A 23,247-nucleotide genomic window follows, 5' to 3' on the forward strand; every position below is an offset into this window, starting at 1 on the left:
CGAAGGATGTCAGCTTACGTTATTTCCGAAGTCGATGATGTGCGCGATCCGGCAGAGTTCGAAGTCTATCGCAGCCTCGCCGCGAAGGCGACCGCGCATTATGGCGGCCGCTATCTGATCCGTGGCGGCGCCGCCAATTTGATCAAAGGTGGCCCACCGCCGAAAAACGTCATTGTTGTCGAATTTCCGACGATGGAGCGTTTGCGCGAATGGTACGCCTCGCCGGAATACGCGGAGGCTCTGAACGTGCGACAGACCGCGTTCGCTCGGCGGCTGATCTTCGTTGAGGGCGTCCCGTCGGCTTGAGCTTGCACTGCAATGTCGCGCTGACAACGGGTGCGTCGGTGATATTGCTGTGCGCTCAACGCGTTGCTGTGCCGCATTCTTCCCGGAACAAGTGAGTGGAAAATCTGTTTTTCCTGTAACCGCGCTTATGCGGTTTGAGGAGGAACTAGATGAAGAAGCTGTTCATGATTGCGGCGGCAGCGTCGCTGGTTGCGACGGTGGCCAATGCACAGACTACCACGGTTGAGACGACGACCGGAGCTGCAGGCGCCACGGTTCGGATCGAGCCGGAATATCGCACGAAGATCAAGAGCTACGTGACCGAGCGCAAGATCCGTCCGGTGGAAACGCGTGAAAGGATCGTGGTGGGCGCCAAGGTGCCGACTGACGTCGAACTCGAGGCAGTGCCTTCGGATTGGGGCCCGTCAGTGACGAAGTATCGCTATGTGTACTCGAACAATCGCGTGATGCTGGTCGACCCCGCCACGCGTACGGTGGTGCATGAGATCGACTGAGGTGCTCTCGTCGCTCCATGCAAAAAGGGCCGCCATGTCTGGCGGCCCTTTTTCATTTTGCTGGATCACCAGCGACGCCAGTAGCCGCCGTAATACCGCGGACCATAAAATCGCGGACCGCCATAGTAGGCGAACGCCGGGCGAACCACGCGACGGTACCGAACAACGGGATAATAAGGCTCGTCGTAATATCCGCCGTAGTAGACCGGCGCATAACCGCCGTAATAGCGCGGATAACCATAATATCCGTAACCTGGACCATAGGCGTAGGCGCTCGAAGCCAGTCCGCCGATCACCGCGCCCGCGATCAGTCCGCCAGCCACGGCCGGGAAAAATCCCCCACCGCGCCAGTGGGCCTCTGCCGGCGACGGCGCCGTTACCGCGGTCAAGCCCAAGACCGCCGCTGCGGCTAAAGCCAAAGGTGCCTTTCTCATGGACTACTCCTTTCCGTAATTACACAGGCAAACTTTTCACATAACGGGAGACTCGCTAAACACTTTCGAGTGAAGTTCGTTGCGTAAGTGTCGGCTTCCAAAGGGCTTCGCGGCGGATTTAATTTTGATGAACGCGCGTTCAGGAGGCGGCTTTCGATGAAGCCGCCGGCGCGGGGCGATGCCGCATTTTTCGACTCCGGAACCGTTCGCCGGAGCGCGTGTTCCGCACGGCCCTAAGGCGGCAATTTCGCGCGGCAAATGTCTCAAAGCCAGCACGGATGAATATCGCCTTCAGTCGAAATCCAGAAAACCTGGCCGGCCGGAAATCGGAGGCTGTCGGCGCAGCCAGGCGAGGTCGGGGACGGGACGGGCCGTCTCCGGATTGGCTTCAAGCTGTGCCTCGATCTCGCGGGCGACCGAAAGCGTCGCGACGTCGCCGCCTCGCGGACCGATGATCTGGATGCCGAACGGCAATCCGGCGCCGTCGCGGCCGGCCGGTATCGCCACCGCCGGGTGTCCGGCATTGGTCACGGCATAGGCCAGCGCCAGCCAGTGGAAATAGCTTTTCGTCGGTATGCCGTCGATGGCAGCCGGGTAAAGCTCGGACCAGGGCCGCGGGCTGATCGTGACGGTCGGCGCGATGATAAAATCGTGCTCGCCGAAAAATTCCTGCCAGCTCCGATAAAGCGCGGTCTGCAGCGAAAGCGCGCGTGCCACGTCGAGGGCGGAATAGCCGAGCCCCTCGGCCACGTTGTCGCGAATGTTGGGACCAACTTTGTCCGGATATTTCTCGGCAAGCTCTCGGTGCCGGCCCAGAAATGCGACGGCGCGCAAGATCCGGAACACCTCGTCGGCATGGCTGCAATCCGGATGGGTCCATGCGACGCGGCGGAATGCCGATCCGAACGTCGCGAGCTTCGTTTTGAACGTCTCGGCGATGACGCGTTCCGTCGGCGCAAACCCGAAATCGCAGGTCGCCGCGATGCGCAAGCTGGCGAGATCGGTCCGTGGCGGATCGCGATAGGTCTCGCACACCGGCGTTCCTGCGGCGTGAAGGATGGCCGACAACGGATCGCGCGCGTCGCGATCCAGCATGCAGGAAAGCATCAGGCAGGCGTCCGATACGTTTCTCGCCATCGGCCCGAGTTGCGAGATCTGCAGCCAGGCCATATTGCGGCTGTTGCTGGCGATCAGCCCGGGGGAGGGGCGGAATCCGACGACACCGCAAAAGGCGGCGGGGTTCCTGACCGAGCCGCCGGTATCCGAACCGGTCGCCAGCGGCACCATGCCGGTCGCAAGCGCTACCGCCGATCCGCCGGACGAGCCGGCGGCGGAGCGCTCGGGATCAAACGGATTGCCGGTGGCGCCATGAAGCGCATTGCGTGTGTTGCCGCCTGCGCCCCATTCGGGGACGTTGGTCTTGCCGATGACGATAGCGCCGGCGTGCTTGAGCATTGCGACGATCGCCTCATCCTCGGCCGCCATGTTGTCGGCGAACAGCATGCTGCCGAAGCTCGTCGGCAGCCCCTTGGCGTCGATCAGATCCTTGACCCCGAGCGGAAGCCCATGCAGCGGCCCGAGCGCATCGCCGCGCATCATGGCAGCTTCGCTTTCCCGCGCCGCCGCGCGCGCGGACTCGAAGGAGCGTGCGATGATCGCATTGACCGCTGGATCGATTTCCTCGATGCGGCGGATGCAACTGTCCATGAGTTCGACCGGCGAAAGCTTGCGCTCGCCGATCAGGGCCCGGGCCGTTACCGCGGGCAGATCGCACGGCTCGGTCATATCAGGGTTACTCTTCCTTGATCCCGCCCTTGCGGGCCAGTTCCTTCATCTCGGCCGTTTCCTTGGCGATGAATCCCGGCCAGTCCGAATAGCGCTTGAAGCCGGCTTCGTACCCGACCTTCTTAAAGCGCTCGATCACCGAAGGACTTGCGATTGCCTCTTCTAGCGCCGAGGCCAACCGGTCACGTATGGCCGGAGGGATTCCCTTGGGCGCGACCACGGTACCCCAGGAGACGAGGTCGATGTTCGGATAACCGAGTTCGGCGAGAGTCGGAACGTCGGGAAGGAACGGCGACCGCTTGGCGGAAAACACTGCCAGCGGGCGAACCGTGCCGGCTTCGAGCTGCGGCCTGATCGCGATCACGGTGTCTACGTGGTACTCGATGTGCTTGCCTATCAGGTCGTTCATCGCCGGCGCGCTACCCTTGTAGGGCAGGTGCACCATCTTGATGCCGGCACTCGATTTGAACAGCTCGCCGGCGAAATGCGAGATGGTGGCCACGCCGAAGGACGCCAGCGACAGCTTGTCGGGATTGGCCTTCGCCGCCGCGACAAGCGCCGCTACGTCCTTGATCGGGCTGTCGCGATGGGTGACCAGCACCATGGTCAGGGTACCGGTCTGGGCGATCGGCTCGAAATCCCTGCCGCTATCGTACGGCACGTTCTCCTTCACGGCGTGCTGCAGGGTGAAGGTCGAATTCGAACTGGTGAGCAGTGTGTAACCGTCCGCTGCCGCGTTGGCGACCTCTTTGGCGGCGATCGTCGTGCCGCCGCCCGGGCGATTGAGCACGATCACGGGCTTGCCCAGACGCGTCTCGAGCTCGCCAGCAATGATGCGCCCGACGACGTCGCCAGCTCCGCCCGCCGGATAGGGCACAATCAACTGCAGCGATTTTTCGGGGTAACTGCCTTGTGCCGTTGCGATCGACGCGCAACCGACCACGCAGGACGACGCCAGCGCGGCCGCCAGAAACATTCGTATCATGTCGAACAGGTCTCCTGTCTTCCGTGTTCCCCGGCAATTCGCGCCGGGGCTTTTCGGCGACAGCCATCCCGGATCGATGGAACAGGCTCCCTTGAATCGACCTCCAGATCAACCCCATTGTTGGGCCGCTACCAGCCCTCCAGCACGATCTTGCCGCGCGACTTGCCGCTCTCCAGCAGCGCGTGCGCGCGCTTCAGGTTGGCGGCGTTGATGGTGCCAAAGGTCTGGTCGAGCGTGGTGCGCAGCACGCTCTTGTCGAGGAGGTCGGAGACGTCGTTCAGGAGGTGGTGCTGCGCAATCATGTCAGGCGTCTGGAATGACGAGCGCGTGAACATCGATTCCCAGTGGATCGAGACCGCCTTGCCCTTGAAGGCGGAGACGGTGAATTCCGGGGGATCGTCGATCAGGCCGAACTTGCCTTGCGGCGCGATGAAATCGGCGATCGCCTTGTAGTGCTGGTCGGTGAAGGTGAGGCTCGCGACCAGCGCGACCGGCGGCACCTTCAACTTTTCGATCTGCTCTTTCATCGGCTGGGAATGATCGATCACCGCATGCGCGCCGAGATCGCGGCACCATTTCTGCGACTCCGGACGCGTCGCGGTAGCGACCACCGTCAGCCCGGTGAGGCGGCGCGCGAGCTGGATCAGGATCGAGCCGACGCCGCCGGCGCCGCCGGTGATCAGCAACGTGCGCGGATCGAGGCTCTTGCCCGGTGCGGCGCCGAGCCGGTCGAACAGCAATTCCCAGGCGGTGATCGAGGTCAGCGGCAGTGCCGCGGCCTGCGCGAACGACAGCGATTTCGGCTTCTTGCCGACGATCCGCTCGTCGACCAGGTGAAATTCCGCGTTCGTCCCCTGGCGCAGGATCGAGCCGGCGTAAAACACTTCGTCACCTGCCTTGAACAGCGTTACGTCCGGGCCGACAGCATCGACGATGCCGGCAGCGTCGTAGCCCAGGATTTTCGTTTCGCCCTCGGGCGGGGCGGCGCGCTTGCGGACCTTGTAATCGACCGGGTTGGCCGAGATCGCCTTGACGGCGACGCGGATGTCGCGGCCCGTCGGTTCCGGCTTGGCGGCCTCAAAGTCAATCAGCGCATTTGCATCTTCGATGGGAAGCGATTTTTTGTATCCGACGGCCTTCATGTCCGTGCCTCCTCCGTGTTTGACAGGTTGATTGCCTAACTGTCGCTCTAGCATCCGCTTGGCAAGTACTGTAAATTTGGGGAACTAGTCCCTGTTTGGATACTATTGGGGAAATTCCAGGAAAAACTCATGAAACGGCGGAATTTTGCCCGTCGGCCGGGCTGCGCGGTTGAAGCGACGCTCGATCTGATCGACGGCAAGTGGAAAGGCGTGATCCTGTTTCACCTGCAGGCCGGCACTCAGCGTTTTGGGGAGTTGCGGCGGCGGATGCCGGGGATTACCCAGCGCATGCTGACCAAGCAGCTTCGCGCGCTCGAGGACGACAAACTCGTGATCCGCAAGGTCTACGCCGAGGTGCCGCCGCGGGTCGAATACACGCTGTCGGAGATCGGCGAGAGCCTGCGGCCCGTGATCGAGACGCTCAGGGCATGGGGCGAGGGCCATCAGGAAAGGCTATCCTGTGCGCCGGCCTCCGACACTGCGAAAGTGCCCGATCGCGCGGCCTGACGGCAGTATCGTGTACCGCCTTATCTTCTCTCGTTACTGCCTCGCATCTATATCTGAGGCCATCAATTTTGGGATTCTTGCATGACGTTGACGATCCGCTCTTTCGCCTTGCTGCTGGTTTCCGCAGTGGTTGCAACGCCGGCACTGGCGCAGGATCGGCGCGTGCCATCCTCGGGCGCCGAACTGCGGCTGTCATACGCGCCGATCGTGCAGCGTGCGCAGCCGGCAGTGGTGAACGTCTATGCCGCCAAGACCGTACAGAATCGCAACCCGCTGCTGGATGACCCGATCTTCCGCCGCTTCTTCGGCGTGCCGGGCATGCAGCCCGAGCAGATGCAGCGCTCACTGGGATCGGGCGTGATGGTCGATGCCTCGGGGCTCGTGGTAACCAACAACCACGTCATCGAGGGCGCCGATCAGGTCAAGATTTCGCTCGCCGACAAGCGCGAGTTCGAGGCCGAGATCGTGCTGAAGGACAGCCGCACGGATCTCGCCGTGCTGCGCGTGAAGGACGGACAAGAGAAATTTGCGACGCTGGACTTTGCCAATTCCGATGAATTGCTGGTCGGCGACGTCGTGCTCGCGATAGGCAATCCCTTCGGCGTCGGCCAGACCGTGACCCACGGCATCGTTTCGGCGCTGGCCCGCACCAAGGTCGGCGTCACCGATTACCAGTTCTTTATCCAGACCGATGCGGCGATCAATCCCGGCAATTCCGGCGGCGCGCTGGTCGACATGACCGGCAAACTGGTCGGCATCAACACCGCCATCTTCTCGCGCTCCGGCGGCTCGCAGGGCATCGGCTTTGCGATCCCCGCAAACATGGTGCGCGTGGTCGTGGCCTCCGCCAAGAGCGGCGGCAAGGCCGTCAAGCGGCCGTGGCTGGGTGCGAAACTGCAGGCAGTGACGCCTGAAATCGCCGAGACGCTGGGGCTGAAACTGCCGAACGGCGCCCTGGTCGCCAATGTCACACCAAACAGCCCGGCCGCGCGCGCCGGCCTGAAGCCGTCCGATCTGATCGTCGCCATCGAAGGGCAGCCAATCGACGAACCCAATGCGTTCGACTACCGCTTCGCCACAAGGCAGCTCGGTGGCGCCGCGCAGATCGACGTGCAGCGTGGCGGAAAGATCGTCAAGGTCACGGTTCCGCTGGAGACAGCCCCCGACACCAACCGCGATGAAATCGTGCTCACCGCGCGCTCGCCGTTCCAGGGCGCCAAGATCGCCAATATCTCGCCGGCGATCGCCGACGAATTGCATCTGGATTCCCAGACCGAGGGCGTCGTGGTGATCGACCTCGCCGACGGCGGCACCGCGGCAAGCGTCGGTTTCCAGAAGGGAGACATTATCCTTGCGGTCAACAACCAGAAGATCGGCAAGACGAGCGACCTTGATAAGGCATCCAAAGCCGGCTCAAGGCTCTGGCGCATCGTCGTGGTGCGCGGCGGCCAGCAGATCAACGTGACGCTCGGCGGATGAGCCCGAAGAAACCCCGCGAGGCGACCAATCTCTTTGCTGCGGCAGGGATGGAGGAGGATGCGCCGCGTCCGCTTCCCGACCGGCTTCGCCCGCGCTCGCTCGCCGATGTCGTCGGACAGGACCACATCCTCGGTCCCGACGGCGCGCTGACGCGCATGCTGGAGACGCGCACGCTGGGCTCGCTGGTGTTCTGGGGACCGCCGGGCACCGGCAAGACCACGGTGGCGCGGCTGCTGGCGGATGCCACCGAACTGCATTTCGAGCAGATTTCGGCGGTATTTTCCGGCGTCGCCGATTTGAAGAAGGTCTTCGACGCGGCGCGCGCCCGTCGCGAAATGGGCAAGGGCACGCTGTTGTTCGTCGACGAGGTGCATCGTTTCAACCGCGCGCAGCAGGATTCCTTTCTACCTGTCATGGAAGACGGCACCGTCGTGCTGGTCGGCGCCACCACGGAAAACCCGTCATTCGAGCTCAACGCCGCGCTGCTATCTCGCGCGCGCGTGCTGGTGTTTCATTCGCTCGATGCCGCCGCGATCGAAAAGCTCTTTGCCCATGCCGAGAGGGTCGAGGGCCGAAAATTGCCGCTCGATGCCGAGGCGCGCGCCGTGCTGGTGCGGATGGCCGACGGCGACGGCCGTGCCGCGCTGACCTTGGTCGAAGAGGTCTGGCGCGCCGCGCGCAGGGACGAAATCTTCAATGCTGCGCAGTTGCAGGAGATTCTGCAGCGCCGGGCGCCGATCTACGACAAATCTGCCGATGGCCACTACAACCTGATTTCGGCGCTGCATAAGTCGGTGCGCGGCTCGGACCCCGACGCCGCGCTGTATTACCTTGCGCGCATGCTGGACGCCGGCGAGGACCCGCTGTTTTTGGCGCGGCGCGTCGTGCGCATGGCGGTGGAGGATATCGGGCTTGCCGATCCGCAGGCGCTGGTGATCTGCAATGCTGCCAAGGATGCCTTCGATTTTCTTGGGTCTCCCGAGGGCGAGCTCGCGATCGCGCAGGCCGTGATCTATCTCGCCACCGCGCCGAAATCGAATGCCGCCTACAAGGCCTTCGGCGCGGCGACGCGCACGGCGAAGGAGGGCGGGTCGCTGCTGCCGCCAAAACACATCCTCAATTCGCCGACAAAATTGATGAAGTCGGAAGGCTATGGCGCGGGCTATGAATACGACCACGACGCGCCGGACGCGTTCTCCGGACAGGACTACTTTCCGGAAGCGCTGGGGCGGCAGACCTTCTACGATCCGCCCGATCGCGGCTTCGAGCGCGAGATTCGCAAGCGGCTGGATTACTGGGCCAAGATGCGTAAGGAACGGGACAAGCGCGAATGAACAGTTTCGAGAATTGTCTGAGGCAGGCTATTCGGGCCGTCGCATGTGTAGTGATGCTGGCGTCGCCGCTTGCTGCCGCGGCTGACGGCGTCGAGGTGGCGCCGGGCGTGCAGGTGACAAAGCGAAGCTATACAGCGCCGACCAACGAGCAGCCGTTTTTCGGATTTGCGGTCAAGAATTCGGAGGAGAAGGCCGCCGATGAGAAATTCGTAAGCGCCATCATCGGCGCAACAGGCTCTCGCGAAAAAGCCTTTGACGAAATAACCCTGCGCGGTTGGAGGGCCGTCAACACCGGCAAGATACGTGAGGCCGCTCTGCGATTTAACCAGGCGTTTCTCATTTCACCGGAGCAGAGCGCCGTCTATCACGGCCTCGCGGTGGTCGCGCAATTTCGCTTCAATGATCTCGATGCCGCCGATGAGCTGTTCAGGATCGCGCTCAAACAGCCCAATCCGGTGAAGGCGCTCAGGGCCGACTATGGCCGCATGTTGCTGATCGCAAAACGCCCGCGCGACGCGCAGCCCGTGCTGGAGCAGGCGGTCAAGGATGCGCCTAATTTCGGCGACGCCTGGACCAATCTCGCCATCGCGCGCTTCCAGAATGGTGACGCGGCGGCCTGCGCAGCGGCGGATGAAGCCGCCAGGAAGCGTCCGTCCAACAACTCCGGAGCCGACCTGACCATGGTGAGAAGCGCCGCGCAGTGCAAATAGTGCCGGTGATCTTCCGCGTCAGCCGGACCTTACTTCGTAGACTCGAATGCTCGAAATGAAAGGGTTGCCTTGCGCCATCTTCTCGGCGTCGTCGAGGCTTGCCGCGTTGACGATTGTGAAGCCGGTGATGGAGTCGGGTCCGAGCGGAAGGTCCTTCGTTCCGCCTTTCGAGATTTCGCGACCATTGCCGAAGCCACCCATGTCCACGGTATGGGGCTTGGTTGCCTCGAACCACTTGCCCCAGGCGGCCATGATTTCTGGAGTGGGTTTTTCAAATCCGTAGTGCAACAGCACGAACTTCTTCATACTCGGCTCCTTTTCATCGATCGGGGCAATTGCTTTTTCTTTGGAGACGTCACCTTCGGCGCGATTGCCTCGGCATATCGCAGCGAAAGATCGATCCAGGATGCGCGCTTCTCCGCGTCGGCCAGTAGCTCCTCTGGCAACCGAACATATTCACGCATCGGCCGGCCCTTCATGGGCTCGAAAACCCGTTCGCCAAATTCGGCGCTGAACCGGGCGCGATCTTTCTCCGAGAGCCGCATGACGAAATCGTTCTGGTGCAGCCCGATAAACAGATTTCCGTTGGCGAAGGCCGCCGGGTAGCCGAACATCTTGCGGCGGGAGATATTGGCGCCTGGCGGAACCGACTTGTCGAACAGGTCGATCAGCGACTGCGGTGATTTCGTCCAGACCACCGGCCCCTCCGTCAGTTTGCAGCGGGCGTTAAGCGCCGGCGTTCCGCAAGGTCGAACAGAAGGGGAAGCTTGCGGACGAGGGCCATCGAGCCGCTCACGCTGGCGCGCTTCGCATCGATCGCGTCCTGCAGGGACACGCTCGTCCCGACAATCTGGAGCATCGCGTCGAACGGAGCTTCCAGCGTTCCCTTGCAATCGGTGATGCCTCTCTCAATCGCCGTCCCGAAGCCGCCGCCCGCGACGGTGAAGCCTGCCGATTTCTTGCCATGGGTGACGACAAGCCCGATCCTGATTTCCGGCGCGGGGGAACGCTTTGCAATGGCGTCGAGGCCAAGCAGCACCCAATCCGGCTCGAACGTGTCGCCGGGCACCGGCGGGAACAGGAAGCGGCCGCCCCAGCGGATCAACTCCCGGATCGCGGGCTGAATTTCCCGACCGATCTCGGTCAATTCGTATACCTGCGCATTGGCCGGCGGCGGCAAGGCGGTCCGCCGTACGACGTTGCACTCGATCAGGGCGGTGAGGCGCGTTGTCAGCAAGGTGGGGCTCATGCCGTCAAGATGATTCAGGAGATCGCCAAATCGCTTCGGCCCAAGAAGAAGCTCGCGGATGATCAGCAGAGTCCAACGCTCGCCGATGATCTCCGCCGCGCGGGCGAGTGCACAGAATTGCGGATAGTGAAGATTGCTCATGCAGTCGAGCTTGGTTCCTCCGCATCATGACGGTAGGCGAGGGCGATCAACGGCCCCACGACTGCGAATTGCAGGATCGTGAACGCGGTTTCGAGCAGCACGTATTCCGGCACGGAAGCCATCACATGCTTGGCTGCGACCGCGAGCGTGGTGAACGACCATGACAGCAGGCCAGCGCCAAGTCCGTACAAGAGCCCGTCTTTCAGGAACGAGCCGCTACGTTGTGCAAATACGCGCGGGAACAACCACGAGAAAATCGCGCCCTGGATGATCATCGAACCCAGCCCGAACGCGATCACCGGCTCGTCGCGATAGATCTGGAGCGCGTGGTACTTCTGCTCGAACAGGACGAGGTGCCAGACATAGGCGATCGGAAACGAGGGAAGCAGATAGGCGGCAAAGCCAAGCCAAAAGCCCCGGGCGCCGGTCGGACGGGCAACATCGGACGTTGCTGACATCGGAATAGCTCCATCGTACTACATTTTCTATAGTACATACTATAAAATATGGAGTCAAAATATTCGTGGGCGGCAGCGTCGCCGTGCGGCGTTCCTGGGCGCGAGGCCGTAAATGCCCTTGATCTCTATCGCTATTTCCCCGTCCTCACGAAATCCAGGATCTGATCGGTCAGGCGCGTGTCGGCAGTGTTGATCGAATACACCTCCGACATGTGACTGTGCTGCGGCAACAGGATAGCGCGTGCGCATCCGGCGGCCCGTTTGCAGGTGGCCCGCTTCCCGAGATCGAGCTGCACCACGAATCCTTCCGGATCCAGTTCGGCGGCAACCATCATCAGCGGAATGTCGGTCGTTGCCAGACCTCTCGATGAGGATCGTTCGGCATAGCGCGCGGCATCGTCACCAAAATAGGCGCGCTGGGTATCGGCAAGCGGCATCGCGGTCAGGTCGTAAATGCCCGAGATCATGATCGCGCCGGCGATGCCGCCGCCCTTGATCTTGTGAAGTTCGGGATGCGAGACATAGGTCGCGACGTGAACCGCGCCGGCAGAGTGCCCCATCAGAAAGATGCGCGCGCCATTGCCGCCGCGCTCGCCGATCTTGTCCGCAACCCACTGCACCGCGGTGGCCAGATCCTCGGCGCCCGCCGGCCAGGGCGCCTGCGGTGCGAGACGATAGGTCACGTTCACCCCGATAAAGCCGTTCTTCACCGCCCACAGCATGATGTTGTCATAGAATGGGCTGGTCGGCGTCGTGCGCTTGTTGCCGCCTACATACGCGCCGGCATGCACATAGATCAGCACCGGCCGCGGAGATGCAGCCGTGTCCGGCATGAAGATATCGAGCAGATTGCGATCGGCCGGACCGTATTTGACGTCCCGCTCGAACTTGACGCCTTGATATGGCTCTTTTTCCTGCAGCGGCGCATACAGCGCGAAGGTCCTGGGCGGATCGATGACGCGGCCGAGTTCCAACAGTGCCTGCGCGATATGCTCCGGCATCGGGCTCCGCTGCGCTTCGGCCGCGTTCGCGAACATTGCCGCCACAACGATCAACGCCAATCTTGATAAGGCCATCCGGGCTTCCCACGCATCGTCGAAATTGGCCTAGTTTGGCCGATCCGGCGCGGGATTGGCACCGAATTCACCGTGACGATCCGCTGCATTTGCGCTAGGCAACGATCTACCCCTTGGAGCGAAACCAGATGAGCCGCCGCGACCGAAAACCGCTAGCCAAGTCGCGTACATCAGGCGACCGTCCCAGGGGAGCCACGCCCTTCCGCAGCAAGAAGCCTGGCGACCGGCCGCAGGGCACCCGTCCGGGCGGCAAGCCTGCGCGGTTTGCCGAACCGCGCCGTGAGAAGCCGGCTTTCGTGGTGGCAGAGCCCGAAAAGACCAAGGCAGAAGTTCCGCTGCCGACCAAGGTTCAGACCGTCGTCGTCACCGCCGACGAAAACAACATGCGCGTTGACCGCTTCCTCGAGGCGCGCTTTCCCGGCCTGTCGTTCTCCCACATCCAGCGCATCGTTCGGAAGGGCGAGTTGCGCGTCAACGGCAAGCGCGCCGACAGCAAGGACCGGCTCGAAGAAGGCCAGAGCGTTCGCATTCCGCCGCTGCGGCTCGATGCGCCGAAGGGAACGGGTCCTCTCTCTGAAGCCGCGACCAAGACGCTGCAGGCCCTGAAGGAGATGACGCTTTACGAAGATGCCGACGTCGTGGTGCTGAACAAGCCGGCGGGGCTGGCGGTGCAAGGCGGCTCCGGCATCACGCGCAATGTCGACCAAATGCTGGAGGTGATGCGCGACGCCAAGGGGCAGAAGCCGCGGCTGGTGCATCGGCTCGACAGGGAAACGTCGGGCTGTCTTCTGGTCGCCAAGACGCGATTCGCCGCCACCGCACTGACCGGCTCGTTCCGCCACCGCTCCGCGCGCAAGATTTACTGGGCGCTGGTGGCGGGCGTGCCGAAGCCGAAGCAGGGCCGCATCTCGACCTATCTCGCCAAGGAGGAGAGCGAGGAGGACAGTATCATGCGGGTCGCAAAACATGGCGACGAGGGCGCGAGCCACGCGGTGACGTACTACGCCGTGGTCGAGACCTCGGCGCAGAAGCTCGCCTGGGTGTCGCTGAAGCCGGTTACCGGGCGAACCCACCAGTTGCGCGCCCACATGGCGCATATCGATCACGCCATCGTCGGCGATCCCAAATATTTCAACAAGGAAAACTGGGATCTGCCGGGCGGCCTGCAGAACCGGCTCCATCTTCTGGCGCGGCGGCTCGTGATCCCGCATCCGCGCGGCGGCGTGATCGATGTCAGCGCGCCGCTGCCGCCGCACATGCTGCAATCCTGGAATCTGCTCGGGCTGGAGCACGACCGGTTCGATCCGATCGAGAACGCACCGGAGGAGTAACAGCGACGGCGATCGTCATTCCGGGGCTCGCGACTTCGTCGCGACCCGGAATGACGCAACGGAACCTGGATCTCGAGAACCCGCATTTCCGGCGAGCGGAACTTCAGCCGTCAGAACCAGCATCGCAGCTTGCTGGCCTAACTTCCTCATCGCCTTTATTTGCATCCGCCGGCATCGTATTGTCGGGATTGGATTATCACCGACCTGCTGGAAGCCGCATGCGCGAACTATTCGATGAAGTTGCCGGACAGTCTCCGCTCGATCCGACGGAAGCAGTGCGCCGCGCCACGCGCGCGCCCCAGCGCAAGCGCATCTACAAGGAAGCCAGCGTAGCACCGGCCGATGGCGGGTTTGCGGTGACGCTGGATGGCAAGCCGATCCGCACGCCTTCCGGCCGCCAGGTCATAGCGCCGGCAACCAGCATTGCCGAGCACATCGCCGCCGAATGGAATGCGCAAGGCGAGACCATCGATCCCCTTACGATGCCGCTGACGCGCTTCGCCAATTCTGTCGCCGAGGTCGCCGATCGCGTCGATGCCGTCGCCGACGATGTCGAAAAATACCTCGGCTCCGACTTGCTGTTCTACCGCGCCGGCCATCCCGAGGCGCTGGTCGCGCGGGAAGCCGCGCATTGGGACCCGGTGCTGTCATGGGCCGCGAACGAACTCGGGGCTCATTTCATCCTGTCCGAGGGGATTGTGCATGTGACCCAGCCGGAGCAGGCGATCAAGGCCGCCCGTAGTGTGTTTCCGGCCGACCCTTGGGCCGTGGCGGCGCTGCATGTGGTGACGACGTTGACAGGCTCCGCGCTACTGGCGTTGGCGTTGCTGCGCGGGGCCCTCGATTCCGACCAGGTTTGGGCGGCCGCCCATGTCGATGACGACTGGAACGCCGAGAAATGGGGCGTGGACGAGGAGGTGGCCGCTCGCCGGGCCGCCCGGCTGGTCGATTTCCGCGCCGCGGTGACCATTCTGGACGCCCTGAAGGCCTAAGCGCCTGCTGCCGGTTAAGGAGAGGTTTACGGCGGCGGGGTAGGCTTCGGGCTTGGCCGAGACCTCACACTATGGCGATTTCCATCAATCCCGTTCTCCCGGTGCTATCAGCCCAAGAAGCTGGCAGCGTGGCGCCCGAACTGGTGCTGCAGCCCGGCAGCGTGGTCAACGCCCAGGTGCTGAAAGTACTCTCCGCCGATCTCGTGCGCATTGCGATCGCCAGCCTCTCGATCGACGCGGCCACGGAAATTCCGCTGCAGCAAGGCCAGAACCTGCAGCTTGCGGTATCGCAGACCAAGGACGGCATCCGCCTGGCCGTGGTCGGGCAGGGCAGTGATGCCGCCGGGGCATCCGCCGACGCCGTCACCTTATCATCAGATGCGCTGGCCGATGTGGCCGTCAATCGGCCGGCCATCGTGTCGGCGAAGAACGTGCTGACGCCGCTGGAGCGCGCGGCCGTCTCCGCCGTCGCCCAAGCCGCGGCGACCGAACAGGACAGCCTGGCGCCGCTGTTTGCCAATCTGGGCGCGGCGATTTCGTCCAGCAATCTGCCGCCGAAATTGCAAGCGGCGATCGCGCAGGTGCTGGCGCAACAGACCAGTCTCGATCAGAACCTCGACGGCGCCGACATCAAGACGGCATTCCAGAAGTCCGGAATCTTCCTCGAAGCGTCGCTGGCGTCGGGCTCAGTCCCCCCAAGCGGCGTACCCGATCTCAAGGCCGCGCTGATCGTGCTGCGTCAGACACTGCAGTCGGCGCTCGGCGTCAATTCGACGACCGCCTCGCCGGCGACACCGGCCGGGGCGCAACAAGCTGCGCCGCCACAGGCCGCTGCGAGCCTTGCGCCGTCCTTGTCGCCCAACCTCGATGTGCCGGAAATCCTGCTGCCGCAGGCGCGATTGCTTGCAGCCGAAAATCTTGCGCTGCCGGTCCATGCCACCCGAAGCGCGCTGGCCGCCCCGCCTGATGCCCGCGCTACGCTGAAGCTGCTGCAGGAAGCGCTGCAGGAACTCGGTGTTCCAATCAGGAGTGCCACAGCCACGCCGAAGGACGTTCGGGGCGGCGACGTCACCTTCCATACCAACACCCCGCCGCCGCCCATCCGCGGCGGACTGCCGGCCGCACAGCCGATGGCTTCGCCCACCATCGCGCCGCATGCGCCGCTCGAGGCGACCGCGCATCATCTGCTCGATGATACCGATGCCGCGATTGCGCGGCAGACGCTGCTGCAGGTCGCCTCCTTGCCGGACCGCATCGATCATGCGGGGCCAAAAGCCGACGTCGCGGCGCCACGCTGGAATTTCGAAATTCCCTTCGTGACGCCGCAGGGCACCGCGATGGCGCAGTTCGAGATTTCCCGCGATGGCGGCAGCGAGGCCGTCGAGGCGGTCAAGCGGGTGTGGCGCGCGCGATTTTCCCTCGATGTCGAGCCGGCCGGTCCGGTTCACGCGCTGATATCGCTGACCGGCGACAAAACTTCAGTGCGGCTCTGGGCGGAGCGGCCCGCGACCGCAGAGCAACTGCGCGCCGGGACATCGCAATTGAGCGAGGCGCTCAGCCGGGCCGACTTGCAGCCCGGCGATATCGTGATCCGCGACGGCGCGCCGCCGCAGACCGCGCCCGCCGCCCGTGCCGGTCATTTTCTGGATCGCGCGCTATGAGCGTCGAAACCAGAAGCAAGCTTGCGGTCGCGCTGCATTATGACAAGACCGGCGCGCCGCGGGTAGTCGCCAAGGGCAAGGGCGTCATCGGCGCGAAGATCATCGAGCTGGCCCGGGAACACGATATCCCGATCGAGGAGAACGAGGTGCTGGCGGGCGCCTTGTCCCATGTCGAAATCGGCGACGAAATTCCGCCGGAGCTCTACAAGGCGGTCGCTGAAGTCCTGATCTTCGTGCTGCGGCTGTCGGGACGGATCCGCTGATTGCGGTAGTTTTTTGCGCGAGCGGATGCCGGCTTGCGCCGGGAACACAGGGCAACTAAAGGCCCGCCTGTCATAGTTTTTCCACGATGCCATCTGCATCGTCGGCATTCCTCAATCAGTTCGGATATCCTCGTGATCAATCGTCGTCATGCGCTCGGCCTGCTTGCCGCGACCACTCTGTTGCCCGCGCGCGGTCTTGCCAATGTCTCCTATCAGCGCAGCGAGTTTCGCGACGATTTTTCCAAGCGGTTTTTCGATCTCGGCACGACCGGCACCTTCGTTGGCTACAAGGTGGACGATTATCTCATCATCGCCAGCGACAAGGTGCGCTCGGGCGAGGGCAGGCTGCCGGCCTCGACCTTCAAGATTCCGAATTCGATCATCGCGCTGGAGACCGGTGTGGTCGAGGATCCGGACAAGGACGTCTTCAAGTGGGACGGCGTGACGCGCAGCATCGAGCCCTGGAACAAGGATCATACGCTGCGTTCGGCGATCGCGGCTTCAGTGGTGCCGGTCTATCAGGAGATCGCGCGCCGCATCGGGCAGGAGCGCATGCAGAAATATGTCGACCTGTTCGACTATGGCAACCGCGACATCGGCGGCGGCATCGACCAGTTCTGGCTGAGTGGCAATTTGCGCATCGATCCGATCCAGCAGATCGATTTCATCGATCGGCTGCGGCGCGGCGTGCTGCCGGTCTCCAAGCGCAGCCAGGAATTGACCCGCGGCATCCTCCCCGTGACGAAGGTCGGCGACGCCACCATCCGCGCCAAAAGCGGCTTGCTGGGCGCGGAAGCGGGCAAGCCGTCCTTGGGCTGGATGGTCGGCTGGGCCGAGAAGGGCAGCCAGCAGACGGTGTTCGCCATGAACATGGACTGCAAGGAGCAAAGCCACATCGCCGCCCGCATGACGGTGGTGCAGCAATGCCTCGCCGATATCGTCGCGATCTAGCCCTCCGGTTAGCGCCGGCTGAGCGCCAGCGAGACTGACGTGACGTTGGTGCCCTGGGGCTGGATCGATACTGTCTGCTTGCCGCCACGGGTCGTCAGCGACAGGTGAGCCGAAAAGTTGTCGCCTCGGGCGGCGGCCTCGACATGATCGCCGGCGGCGCGCCCGGTAAGCGTTCCGGAAGCATTGCGGCTCGCTTCGCTCCATGAGCCCGAAATCGCGCCGCCACGGTATTCCACCTCGCTTGCGAGATCGAAATTGTAACTCTGGCTCGCGCACCTCAGGTTGAGTTGAAGCTGATCGCCCCTTCCGGCGACGTCGTAAGACGCGCGGCAGCGCAATTGCTCGCGTTGTCCGTCACTGGTGCTGAGCACGCCGCCGCCTGACCATGTACCCGCCATCGCAGTGAAGGGCGAGGCAGGTGCCGCCATCGCCGCGCTGGCGGTCAGGCTGAGTGATGCCAAAAGAAGCGCTGCTCTCGTGAGATTGGATCCGTACATCTGATGGGCCTCCTTCGGTTTGGCAATCAACGTCATCAAACGGCTCACGGTTCCTTCACCGGCAAGTGTGCTGCGAGGTTCCGTTGCCCGAGATTGTAGCAATGCCTCTCCGATATCCTGGATCGGCGGCAGTAGCCCGATCGACTGGTGCGCGGGAGCAAGTTGTACTAGCTTGCCATGGCTACCAGAGGGATCGTGCATGCCGCATCGTCGCTCGGTGCTGTTAGGAGGCTTGGCGTTTTCGCTTTAGCCGGATTGGGTTGGGCCCAGATGTCACCGGGGCAGGATGTTGCCGCCATCCTCAAGGAGAGGGTGGATGTCGGCCGTGAAACGATGGGCCTCGTTGCCGCCTTCCTTGACGGCGACCGGCACGGCATCACGGCGTATGGTCAATCCGGCTCCCACGACTATCGGCCGCTCGATGGCGACACGGTTTTCGAGATCGGCTCCATCACCAAGGTATTCACCGCGCTGGTGTTTGCCGACATGGTGCTTCGCGGCGAGCTCGCACCTGATGACCCTGCGGCGAAATATCTGCCTGCCAGCGTCAGGATGCCCGATTTCGAGGGTGCGCCGATCACGCTGATGGACCTTGCGACCTATACGTCGGGCCTGCCGCGGATGCCGTCGAATTTCGCGCCGAAGGATTGGAGCAATCCCTATATCGACTACACCTCCGAGCAGCTCTACGACTTTCTCTCGAACCACAAGCTCGCACACAAGCCCGGCAGCCACTACGAATACGCCAATCTCGGTTTCGGCCTGCTCGGCCACATCCTCGAACTGCGCGCCGGCAAGAGCTACGAGGATCTGGTGGTCTCGCGGATTTGCGCCCCGCTCGGCATGGAGGATACGCGCATCACGCTTTCGAGCTCGATGCAGCAACGTCTGGCGCGCGGCCACAGCGACGCGCTGACACCCGTCGCGAACTGGGATTTTTCAGTGCTCGCCGGCGCCGGCGCGTTCCGTTCGACGGCGAACGATCTGATGAAATTCTTGCGGATGTGCATGGATCCCGCTGACGGGCCGGTCGCCTCGGCGCTGAAGATGACGCTTTCCAGGCGCCGTCCAATGATGGAGGAGAGCGACGTGGCGCTGGGTTGGTTCATTTCGTCGCGGTTCGGCGATGAATTGATTTGGAAGAGTGGAGGTACCGGCGGCTATGCAAGCTTCATCGGCTCCTCGACCAAAACCCGACGAAACTGCATCGTGCTCTCCAATGCGGCTGATTATAACCCAAATATCGCGCTTGGCATGCACCTCATTAATGCGGCATACCCGCTCGCAAAAATTCGCCGCGAGGTGCCGGTCGATCCTGCCGTGCTTGCGGCCTATGCCGGACGTTACGAGCTGTCACCGACCTTCGCGCTGACGGTGCGCGCCGATGGCGCGCGGCTGTTCATCCAGGCGACGGCACAGCCCGAGATCGAGGTTTACGCCGAGAGCGAGACCGAATTTTTCTATCGCGTGGTCGACGCCCAGGTCAGCTTCGCAAGGTCCGAAGGCGGTGTGGTGTCGTCGCTGAGGCTGCATCAGAACGGCAAGCATCTGCCGGGCAGGCGCCTGCCTTAGCGTGATGCAAACGTAGCCAACGTCAATTCGAAGGCTTCCCGATCCGCCCCAGATGCGTGAAGCCAAAACCGGTGGCGTATTTCAGCCCGTAGCCGAGCGCGCGGTCGAGGCCGATATGGGCCAGCCAGATCATGGCAATCGAGAGCGTGAGCGGCGCGGCGGTGGCAAATCCGGTCGTCATGATTGCCATCGGCGCGAGGTAGCTGTGCGCGGCGTTGTAGACGAAGGCCCCGGTTCGCGGTCCTCCCAGATAAGCGGCAAAGCTGAGGTCAGGCACGAAGAACAATAGGGCGTAGACCCACCACGATCCGTCCCAGATATAGTAAAGCAGCGTCATACCGATAAAGAGCGCTAATCCCTCCAGCAGCAGCACCGTTCGCACCCCCCCTGTAACGGCGCCCGAGGTGTCGGCGCTTGCGGTATCGGTCATTCCGGTCCCCATAGTCAGGATGCCCATATAGGAGGCGCCGGGCCGCGGTACCAGAGGCGGGATGAGGGTGTTTCCGCTTCCGAAAAGGCCATGCTAGAAGGCCTTCAAATCGTTACTCAAAAGGCGGGCGGAAGCAGCATGAAGGACATCCTGGACACCCTCGAAGAACGGCGCGCCGGCGCCAAGCTCGGCGGCGGCGAGAAGCGCATCGAGGCGCAGCACGCTCGCGGAAAATTGACCGCGCGGGAGCGCATCGAGCTCCTGCTCGACAAGGGCTCGTTCGAGGAATTCGACATGTTCGTCGAGCACCGCTCGACCGAATTCGGCATGGAGAAGACGAAAGTGCCGGGTGACGGCGTCGTCACCGGCTGGGGCACCGTCAACGGCCGCAAGACGTTTGTGTTCGCCAAGGATTTTACCGTGTTCGGCGGTTCGCTGTCCGAGACCCACGCGCTAAAGATCACCAAGCTCCAGGACATGGCGATGAAGGCGAGGGCGCCGATCATCGGCCTCTATGACGCCGGGGGCGCGCGCATCCAGGAGGGCGTGGCGGCGCTCGCGGGCTATTCCTACGTGTTCCGCCGCAACGTGATCGCATCGGGCGTGATCCCGCAGATCTCCGTCATCATGGGCCCCTGCGCCGGCGGCGACGTCTATTCGCCGGCGATGACCGATTTCATCTTCATGGTGAAGAACACCAGCTACATGTTCGTCACCGGCCCCGACGTGGTGAAGACCGTCACCAACGAGGTGGTGACGGCGGAAGAACTCGGCGGCGCCTCGGTGCATGCGACGCGCTCCTCGATAGCCGACGGCGCGTTCGAGAACGACGTCGAGACGCTGTTGCAGATGCGCCGGCTGATCGACTTCCTGCCGTCCAACAACACCGACGGCGTGCCGGAATGGCCGAGTTTTGACGACATCGGCCGCGTGGACATGTCGCTGGATACGCTGATCCCGGACAATCCGAACAAGCCCTACGACATGAAGGAGTTGATCCTCAAGGTCGTGGACGAGGGCGACTTTTTCGAAATCTCGGAAGCGTTCGCCAAAAACATCGTCACCGGCTTCGGCCGCATCGCCGGCCGCACGGTCGGCTTCGTCGCCAACCAGCCGATGGTGCTGGCGGGCGTGCTCGACTCTGACGCGTCGCGGAAAGCCGCGCGCTTCGTCCGCTTCTGCGATGCCTTCAACATCCCGATCGTGACGTTTGTCGACGTGCCGGGCTTCCTGCCGGGTACCGCGCAGGAATATGGCGGGCTGATCAAACACGGCGCAAAACTGCTGTTTGCGTACTCGCAATGCACGGTGCCGCTCGTCACCGTCATCACCCGAAAGGCCTATGGCGGCGCCTTCGACGTGATGGCGTCCAAGGAAATCGGCGCCGACATGAACTACGCCTGGCCGACCGCCCAGATCGCCGTGATGGGCGCCAAGGGCGCCGTCGAAATCATCTTCCGCGCCGACATGAACGACCCCGAGGCGATCGCCAAGCGCACCAAGGAATACGAGGACCGCTTCCTGTCCCCCTTCATCGCCGCCGAGCGCGGCTACATCGACGATGTCATCATGCCGCATTCGACCAGGAAGCGGATCGCGCGGGCGCTGGCGATGCTGAAAGACAAGAAGGTCGAGATGCCGGCGAAGAAGCACGACAATTTGCCGTTGTAACAGGCGCTGTAGGGTGGGCAAAGCGAAGCGTGCCCACCATTGCCGCCGGATATCTGGATGGTGGGCACGCTTTGCTTTGCCCACCCTACGAAGCTTACGCGTTCGCTACGCCGCCTTGTGCTGCTGCTTCATGAACTCCGTCGCGCGCTTCTTGAGCTCAGTCGGCGATACGTCCTCGATATGGGTGCCGATGTGCCAGCTATTGCCGGCCGGGTCCTTCACGCCGCCGCTGCGGTCGCCATAAAATTGATCCGCGGGCTCCATCAACGATGTCGCGCCGGCCTTCAGCGCCTTCTGATAAACTGCATCGACGTTGGGTACGTACAGATACAGCATGGTGGATGTTGCCTGTGCACGCTCCGAGGAATCGGAAATCATCACGATGGAATCTCCGATTTTGAACTCCGCATGCATAACCTTGCCGTCGGGCCCCATCATAGGCTCGAATACCGGTTCGGCTCCGAAGGCCTCTTTCATGAAGCGAATGACCCTCTCCGCCCTATCGACGACGAGATAAGGCGTGACGGTGTGAAATCCCTCGGGAACCGGCTTTACCTGTGTTGCCATGGCTGTCTCCTCTGGTTTGATGGATTTGATCCATGCAGAACGGCCCAGCCCGCTTATTGGTTTGCCCGCGATTTTCGATCCAGTCTTTGAGCAAAGTGTGGCGGCTGCGGTCCGCGCACTGGCGGCCGCGTCAACGTGTGTCCGCTGCCAAGTTCCCCTAGCCGACGAAGCCGGCAAGAGAGGAACAAAATCGTATTCGCCGCCCCCTGCAGCCGTTCGCGAAACTGTCAGGGAGGTCCTACGAAACTGCCGTCACTTCTCTTCGTCCCTTATGCGCTGCTCGCCCTCGCGCAGCCGTTGCGCGATCGCCGTTCGTCTTGGGATCAGCGCGGCTTCGTCGGCGAGCCGTTGCGCAAGGTCGGAGTGGTATTGCTGCACTACGTCGAGCACCGCTTCCTTGGCGAGTCTTCGGTGGTAGTCGGCTAGGAATCGGTGCAGGTCAGCAAGCTGTTCGTCATCCATCTCTATCGCGCCTCAGCCGCGATGGGCGGAATATACCGCAACCCGTTGATCTCGCACAGCTTGCACAGCCCAATCCCGGTGGGATTCACCACCCCGGCTGAGCAAAGTGGCGGCCGCGGCCCGCTCAAGCCGCCACCTGGTTGTCCCTTAACCGTTTGTTAACCATAAGGCCCCTAACTTAAGGAGACTATCCGGTCATCATCAGACGATTCCAGTGCGGTTCGTTCGAGGAGAACAGCCGATGTCCGTTGAGATTCTGACCTATGCAGCCCTGGGCGCCCGCCTCAACATCTCGGCAGCGGCCGCCCGTTCGCTTGCCAGGCGGCTCCGATTGCCGCGCTCGCTTTCCGAGGACGGGAAGGCTCTGGTGAGCGTTGATCTCACTCAAGTCAAGCATACGCCACACCCACCGGGCGGTCACCGGGCGGGCGAGGCCGCCCAGTTGAGGGCGCTCGTCGTAACGCTGCAGACCGAGGTTGCGCAGTTGGAGGCCAGGGCAGCCGGTCACCGCGCAGATTTCGAGTACGAACGCCAGCGCGCTGATCACCTGATCGCCGAGCTGCTGCAGGCGTCTGCTGAGACCAAAGCCGCCAGGGAGGCGACGGCGCGGCTTGAGGGGGAGGTGGCAGCGCTTCGGACCGCTCTCCGAACTAGCAGTCCGAGCGAGAATCACGGACATTCTGCGCGCCGGCTGGGGCATCTGGCTGCGAGCTTGGTGGAAGCAGACCGCAAGGCTGGTCGTGGGTAACA

Annotated in this window: 27 protein-coding genes; 14 read left to right on the top strand and 13 right to left on the bottom strand. The window is 63.0% G+C overall.

The features are described from left to right. Positions 1-6 precede the first annotated feature (6 nt). The gene (locus KJQ96_RS08895; protein WP_213286288.1) at positions 7-306 is read left to right on the top strand and encodes a DUF1330 domain-containing protein; all 300 of its coding nucleotides are present in this window, start codon (positions 7-9) and stop codon (positions 304-306) included. 149 nt (positions 307-455) lie between these two features. Further along, positions 456-800 carry a DUF1236 domain-containing protein gene (locus KJQ96_RS08900; protein ID WP_213286289.1) on the top strand — a complete coding sequence of 115 codons (345 nt, stop codon included), beginning with the start codon at positions 456-458 and terminating at the stop codon, positions 798-800. A gap of 65 nt (positions 801-865) precedes the next feature. On the opposite strand, the gene KJQ96_RS08905 is transcribed toward KJQ96_RS08900, so the two are convergent. The 4 genes from KJQ96_RS08905 to KJQ96_RS08920 all read right to left on the bottom strand — a co-directional run bounded on the left by KJQ96_RS08905 (position 866) and on the right by KJQ96_RS08920 (position 5,146). Continuing rightward, a complete protein-coding gene (locus tag KJQ96_RS08905) occupies positions 866-1,234 on the bottom strand; it encodes a hypothetical protein (RefSeq protein ID WP_213286290.1) in 369 nt (122 codons plus the stop codon). Positions 1,235-1,525: 291 nt separating this feature from the next. After that, a complete protein-coding gene (locus KJQ96_RS08910) occupies positions 1,526-3,019 on the bottom strand; it encodes an amidase (RefSeq protein WP_213286291.1) in 1,494 nt (497 codons plus the stop codon). Positions 3,020-3,026: 7 nt separating this feature from the next. Then, positions 3,027-4,004 carry a tripartite tricarboxylate transporter substrate binding protein gene (locus tag KJQ96_RS08915; RefSeq protein ID WP_249733882.1) on the bottom strand — a complete coding sequence of 326 codons (978 nt, stop codon included), beginning with the start codon at positions 4,002-4,004 and terminating at the stop codon, positions 3,027-3,029. Between the two features lie 128 nt (positions 4,005-4,132). Further along, positions 4,133-5,146, bottom strand: coding sequence for a zinc-binding alcohol dehydrogenase family protein (locus KJQ96_RS08920; protein ID WP_213286292.1), 1,014 nt, complete (start codon positions 5,144-5,146; stop codon positions 4,133-4,135). A 129-nt stretch (positions 5,147-5,275) separates the two neighbouring features. Here KJQ96_RS08920 and KJQ96_RS08925 point away from each other — a divergent pair, with 129 nt between their 5' ends. The 4 genes from KJQ96_RS08925 to KJQ96_RS08940 all read left to right on the top strand — a co-directional run bounded on the left by KJQ96_RS08925 (position 5,276) and on the right by KJQ96_RS08940 (position 9,176). Next, positions 5,276-5,653, top strand: a complete 378-nt coding sequence (locus KJQ96_RS08925; RefSeq protein WP_065748174.1) for a helix-turn-helix domain-containing protein — start codon at positions 5,276-5,278, stop codon at positions 5,651-5,653. Between the two features lie 81 nt (positions 5,654-5,734). Continuing rightward, positions 5,735-7,132 carry a DegQ family serine endoprotease gene (locus KJQ96_RS08930; RefSeq protein WP_213286293.1) on the top strand — a complete coding sequence of 466 codons (1,398 nt, stop codon included), beginning with the start codon at positions 5,735-5,737 and terminating at the stop codon, positions 7,130-7,132. Beyond that, positions 7,129-8,466, top strand: coding sequence for a replication-associated recombination protein A (locus tag KJQ96_RS08935; RefSeq protein WP_213286294.1), 1,338 nt, complete (start codon positions 7,129-7,131; stop codon positions 8,464-8,466). Before KJQ96_RS08930 ends, KJQ96_RS08935 begins: the two co-directional genes overlap by 4 nt. Further along, a complete protein-coding gene (locus tag KJQ96_RS08940; protein ID WP_213286295.1) occupies positions 8,463-9,176 on the top strand; it encodes a tetratricopeptide repeat protein in 714 nt (237 codons plus the stop codon). The genes KJQ96_RS08935 and KJQ96_RS08940 overlap by 4 nt, the downstream gene beginning before the upstream one ends. Positions 9,177-9,194: 18 nt before the next feature. Here KJQ96_RS08940 and KJQ96_RS08945 read toward each other — a convergent pair whose 3' ends face one another. The 5 genes from KJQ96_RS08945 to KJQ96_RS08965 all read right to left on the bottom strand — a co-directional run bounded on the left by KJQ96_RS08945 (position 9,195) and on the right by KJQ96_RS08965 (position 12,100). Continuing rightward, the gene (locus KJQ96_RS08945; protein WP_213286296.1) at positions 9,195-9,482 is read right to left on the bottom strand and encodes a YciI family protein; all 288 of its coding nucleotides are present in this window, start codon (positions 9,480-9,482) and stop codon (positions 9,195-9,197) included. Next, positions 9,479-9,874 (bottom strand): TfoX/Sxy family protein, encoded by a 396-nt coding sequence (locus KJQ96_RS08950; protein ID WP_213286297.1) that lies wholly within the window; start codon positions 9,872-9,874, stop codon positions 9,479-9,481. Before KJQ96_RS08950 ends, KJQ96_RS08945 begins: the two co-directional genes overlap by 4 nt. Positions 9,875-9,885: 11 nt before the next feature. Further along, positions 9,886-10,566, bottom strand: coding sequence for a helix-turn-helix domain-containing protein (locus tag KJQ96_RS08955; RefSeq protein WP_213286298.1), 681 nt, complete (start codon positions 10,564-10,566; stop codon positions 9,886-9,888). Then, positions 10,563-11,024 (bottom strand): hypothetical protein, encoded by a 462-nt coding sequence (locus KJQ96_RS08960; RefSeq protein ID WP_213286299.1) that lies wholly within the window; start codon positions 11,022-11,024, stop codon positions 10,563-10,565. The genes KJQ96_RS08955 and KJQ96_RS08960 overlap by 4 nt, the downstream gene beginning before the upstream one ends. Positions 11,025-11,155: 131 nt before the next feature. After that, entirely contained in the window at positions 11,156-12,100 is a 945-nt protein-coding gene (locus tag KJQ96_RS08965) for an alpha/beta hydrolase (RefSeq protein WP_213286300.1), read from the bottom strand. A gap of 128 nt (positions 12,101-12,228) precedes the next feature. Between KJQ96_RS08965 and KJQ96_RS08970 the strand changes: the two genes are divergently transcribed. From KJQ96_RS08970 to KJQ96_RS08990, 5 genes are all read left to right on the top strand, one after another. Further along, positions 12,229-13,431 carry an RluA family pseudouridine synthase gene (locus tag KJQ96_RS08970; RefSeq protein ID WP_213286301.1) on the top strand — a complete coding sequence of 401 codons (1,203 nt, stop codon included), beginning with the start codon at positions 12,229-12,231 and terminating at the stop codon, positions 13,429-13,431. Positions 13,432-13,649: 218 nt separating this feature from the next. After that, positions 13,650-14,423, top strand: a complete 774-nt coding sequence (locus KJQ96_RS08975) for an ATP12 family chaperone protein (protein ID WP_213286302.1) — start codon at positions 13,650-13,652, stop codon at positions 14,421-14,423. Between the two features lie 71 nt (positions 14,424-14,494). Next, positions 14,495-16,084, top strand: coding sequence for a flagellar hook-length control protein FliK (locus tag KJQ96_RS08980; protein ID WP_213286303.1), 1,590 nt, complete (start codon positions 14,495-14,497; stop codon positions 16,082-16,084). Next, positions 16,081-16,347, top strand: coding sequence for an EscU/YscU/HrcU family type III secretion system export apparatus switch protein (locus tag KJQ96_RS08985; RefSeq protein ID WP_028349018.1), 267 nt, complete (start codon positions 16,081-16,083; stop codon positions 16,345-16,347). Before KJQ96_RS08980 ends, KJQ96_RS08985 begins: the two co-directional genes overlap by 4 nt. A gap of 132 nt (positions 16,348-16,479) precedes the next feature. After that, on the top strand, positions 16,480-17,298 hold the full coding sequence (locus tag KJQ96_RS08990; RefSeq protein WP_213286304.1) for a penicillin-binding transpeptidase domain-containing protein: 819 nt from the start codon (positions 16,480-16,482) through the stop codon (positions 17,296-17,298). An 8-nt stretch (positions 17,299-17,306) separates the two neighbouring features. Here the strand turns inward: KJQ96_RS08990 and KJQ96_RS08995 are convergent, their stop codons facing one another. Continuing rightward, entirely contained in the window at positions 17,307-17,831 is a 525-nt protein-coding gene (locus tag KJQ96_RS08995) for a hypothetical protein (protein ID WP_309142385.1), read from the bottom strand. A gap of 234 nt (positions 17,832-18,065) precedes the next feature. Between KJQ96_RS08995 and KJQ96_RS09000 the strand changes: the two genes are divergently transcribed. Then, entirely contained in the window at positions 18,066-19,367 is a 1,302-nt protein-coding gene (locus tag KJQ96_RS09000) for a serine hydrolase (protein WP_213286305.1), read from the top strand. A gap of 22 nt (positions 19,368-19,389) precedes the next feature. On the opposite strand, the gene KJQ96_RS09005 is transcribed toward KJQ96_RS09000, so the two are convergent. Continuing rightward, positions 19,390-19,797 (bottom strand): DUF4260 domain-containing protein, encoded by a 408-nt coding sequence (locus KJQ96_RS09005; RefSeq protein ID WP_213286306.1) that lies wholly within the window; start codon positions 19,795-19,797, stop codon positions 19,390-19,392. A gap of 138 nt (positions 19,798-19,935) precedes the next feature. On the opposite strand from KJQ96_RS09005, the gene KJQ96_RS09010 reads away from it, so the two are divergent. Then, entirely contained in the window at positions 19,936-21,468 is a 1,533-nt protein-coding gene (locus tag KJQ96_RS09010) for an acyl-CoA carboxylase subunit beta (protein ID WP_213286307.1), read from the top strand. A gap of 105 nt (positions 21,469-21,573) precedes the next feature. Here the strand turns inward: KJQ96_RS09010 and KJQ96_RS09015 are convergent, their stop codons facing one another. Beyond that, on the bottom strand, positions 21,574-22,035 hold the full coding sequence (locus KJQ96_RS09015) for a glyoxalase/bleomycin resistance/extradiol dioxygenase family protein (RefSeq protein WP_213286308.1): 462 nt from the start codon (positions 22,033-22,035) through the stop codon (positions 21,574-21,576). Between the two features lie 252 nt (positions 22,036-22,287). Further along, positions 22,288-22,497: a hypothetical protein gene (locus KJQ96_RS09020; protein ID WP_213286309.1), complete on the bottom strand. Its 210-nt coding sequence runs from the start codon at positions 22,495-22,497 to the stop codon at positions 22,288-22,290. A gap of 241 nt (positions 22,498-22,738) precedes the next feature. Between KJQ96_RS09020 and KJQ96_RS09025 the strand changes: the two genes are divergently transcribed. After that, on the top strand, positions 22,739-23,245 hold the full coding sequence (locus KJQ96_RS09025; protein ID WP_213286310.1) for a hypothetical protein: 507 nt from the start codon (positions 22,739-22,741) through the stop codon (positions 23,243-23,245). Positions 23,246-23,247 lie beyond the last annotated feature (2 nt).

It is taken from the genome of Bradyrhizobium sp. sGM-13 (assembly GCF_018398875.1).
Lineage (GTDB): Bacteria > Pseudomonadota > Alphaproteobacteria > Rhizobiales > Xanthobacteraceae > Bradyrhizobium.